The sequence below is a fragment of the Paenibacillus sp. MDMC362 genome (assembly GCF_003269305.1).
In the GTDB taxonomy this organism is placed as follows: Bacteria; Bacillota; Bacilli; order Paenibacillales; family Paenibacillaceae; genus Paenibacillus_AQ.
Genome location: NZ_QLYT01000117.1, coordinates 1 through 2,278, shown reverse-complemented (window position 1 = coordinate 2,278; position 2,278 = coordinate 1). Strand labels below are relative to the sequence as shown.

Below are 2,278 nucleotides of genomic sequence, written 5' to 3'. Positions count from 1 at the left end.
TAAAAGGGAGAAACCCTGCACTTTTTTCAAAGTACAGGGTTTCTCGACAATCTGAGAAGCGGCTTTAACAGCCGCTTCCTTTTGGATTAATAAATATTATGCCTGTTGAACAGATCTCGGTCCTTTGGATGCCATAACCTCATACATGCCGTGACTGGAGCTAATCACATGCTCAGGCTGCGGCTTGCCGCGGTTATCACGATGTCCTTGAATGTGAGCGGGACTGGTCTCCCAGCGTTTCCAGGCTTCTTTGGATTCCCAGCGAATCATGACGATGACCTCTTCCGTTTCGTCGGTACGCTTTGCATTCTTGACAAGGACATTCAGATCAATGAAACCTTCGATTTCTTCTATGGGTCCGGGCTTGCTGAAACGCTCAACAACCAGATTGGATGTGCCTGCTTTAACAATAATCGTTTTCGTCTCGATCAACATATTCAACGAACACTCCCTTAGTGAAAATAACCGTAAAATGAACGATATTCTTTCATTCTAAATGATAACGATTATCATTGTCAAATTTAATCCCCCTCACTCGAAAAATAAAAAAATCTGACCAGCATAAGTCTGCTGATCAGATCGTCATTAATTCAGTGAAATGTGCTGCATGGAATTGCAAGCCATGCAATCCTCCTGTAAATAAAAAAGCGAAGTGAAGCCGGCCTTCTTCAGCTTGCGCGCAGCCAGAATTCCATCCGAACGCTTGGGCGTTACAATGACCACGGAGTCATCGGGTTTCAGCTCCTGCTCCCACACATAAGGCAACCTTCCGAGAGAGATGTTAATCGTCTCTTTCCGCGGACAAGCCATATATTCGGACACATCACGTACATCGAGCATTTTCAGATTCGGACAGTCCTCCTGGGCCTGTCGAAGTTCACTGCACTTCATGAACCGCAAGCCGGATATAGGTACATACCTTCGGTAATATAAACTAAGTATAAATATAATCAGAGCGGCAGATGCAATCAGCACGAAGCATTCCCCCATCATTGTCATGTGCATCGACTTGATGCTTGGTGGAAAGAGCATGAGACATTCCATCCCCATTCCTTACCCCTACGGGTATATAGTATGTGCTTCATGCTTAAATGTCAATACATCATGACAGAGCGCATTCCTCAATTTCAAACCCGAGATCTTCAATCAATCCCCAGTCTGCGGTATGGGCCTGGCCTTCTGTCGTTAAATAATCGCCGATGAAGATCGAATTGGCCGCATATAATCCCAGCGGCTGCAAGGAGCGCAGATTCACTTCGCGCCCCCCTGCAATTCGAATTTCCTTCGCAGGGTTAACAAACCGCATCATGGCAAGAATCTTCAAGCACATCATCGGGGTCAATTCTTTACGCCCTTCCAGAGGAGTGCCTTCAATCGCATTCAGAAAATTGCAAGGAATCGAATCCGCTCCAAGCGATTTCAGAGCAAACGCAATTTCCACCCGTTCCTTCAGGCTCTCGCCCATTCCGAAAATGGCTCCGGAACAAGGGGACATTCCGGAAGAGCTTGCCTGCTTCACGGTATCTAACCGATCATCGTATGTATGCGTGGTCGTAATCTGTTCATAGTTATCTTTCGAAGTATTCAGATTATGATTATATCGGTGCACGCCGGCATCGGCGAGCTTACGCGCATGATCCTCACTCAAGAAGCCCAGACAACAGCACACCTTCAGCTGAGTCGTCTGTGTAATCTCCTTCACCGCTGCGACTACATGATCAATCTCCCGATTGGAAGGACGACGACCGGAAGCAACGATGCAATAGGTTCCCGCCTTTCGTCGAATCGACTCACGCGCGCCTTCGAGAATTTTGTCTTTGGTAAGCCATGCGTATTTATCAATAGGCGCTTCCGACACGATGGACTGGGAGCAGTATCCGCAATCTTCAGGACACAGACCGGATTTGGCGTTAACGATCATGTTCAGCTTAACCTTGTTCCCATAATACTCACGGCGGATTCGATATGCAGCCTGCATAACCGTCAGCAGTTCGTGATCCTCGCTGTTCAGAATGGCCAAAGCCTCAATCGGCGTTATTTCATGCCCTTGCACAACGTGATCAGCCAGCGTCGCCCAATCATAATGGATTTGAGTCGTCATATCTTCATTCTCCTTCTCTGTTTTAATGTCAACCGTTTTAAATAATGATTTGGTTAACAATAAGGGTAATAATAGCATAGATAATAAAACAGTGACAATCCTTCATAGCGGTTTTTTACAAGACGGATTGTCAAGCCAAGTGCGACAGCTCTGCCATGAACGATTCGTGAGCAGACT

3 protein-coding genes are annotated in these 2,278 nt (G+C 46.5%); all 3 read right to left on the bottom strand.

Annotated elements, in window-relative coordinates:
• Window positions 1–96: 96 nt before the first annotated feature.
• The 3 genes from DP091_RS31095 to bioB all read right to left on the bottom strand — a co-directional run bounded on the left by DP091_RS31095 (window position 97) and on the right by bioB (window position 2,101).
• Window positions 97–435, bottom strand: coding sequence for an antibiotic biosynthesis monooxygenase (locus tag DP091_RS31095; protein WP_113061856.1), 339 nt, complete (start codon window positions 433–435; stop codon window positions 97–99).
• A gap of 150 nt (window positions 436–585) precedes the next feature.
• Entirely contained in the window at window positions 586–975 is a 390-nt protein-coding gene (locus tag DP091_RS31090) for a rhodanese-like domain-containing protein (RefSeq protein ID WP_113061857.1), read from the bottom strand.
• A gap of 127 nt (window positions 976–1,102) precedes the next feature.
• Window positions 1,103–2,101, bottom strand: a complete 999-nt coding sequence (gene bioB / locus DP091_RS31085; RefSeq protein ID WP_113061855.1) for a biotin synthase BioB — start codon at window positions 2,099–2,101, stop codon at window positions 1,103–1,105.
• Between the last annotated feature and the right edge of the window lie 177 nt (window positions 2,102–2,278).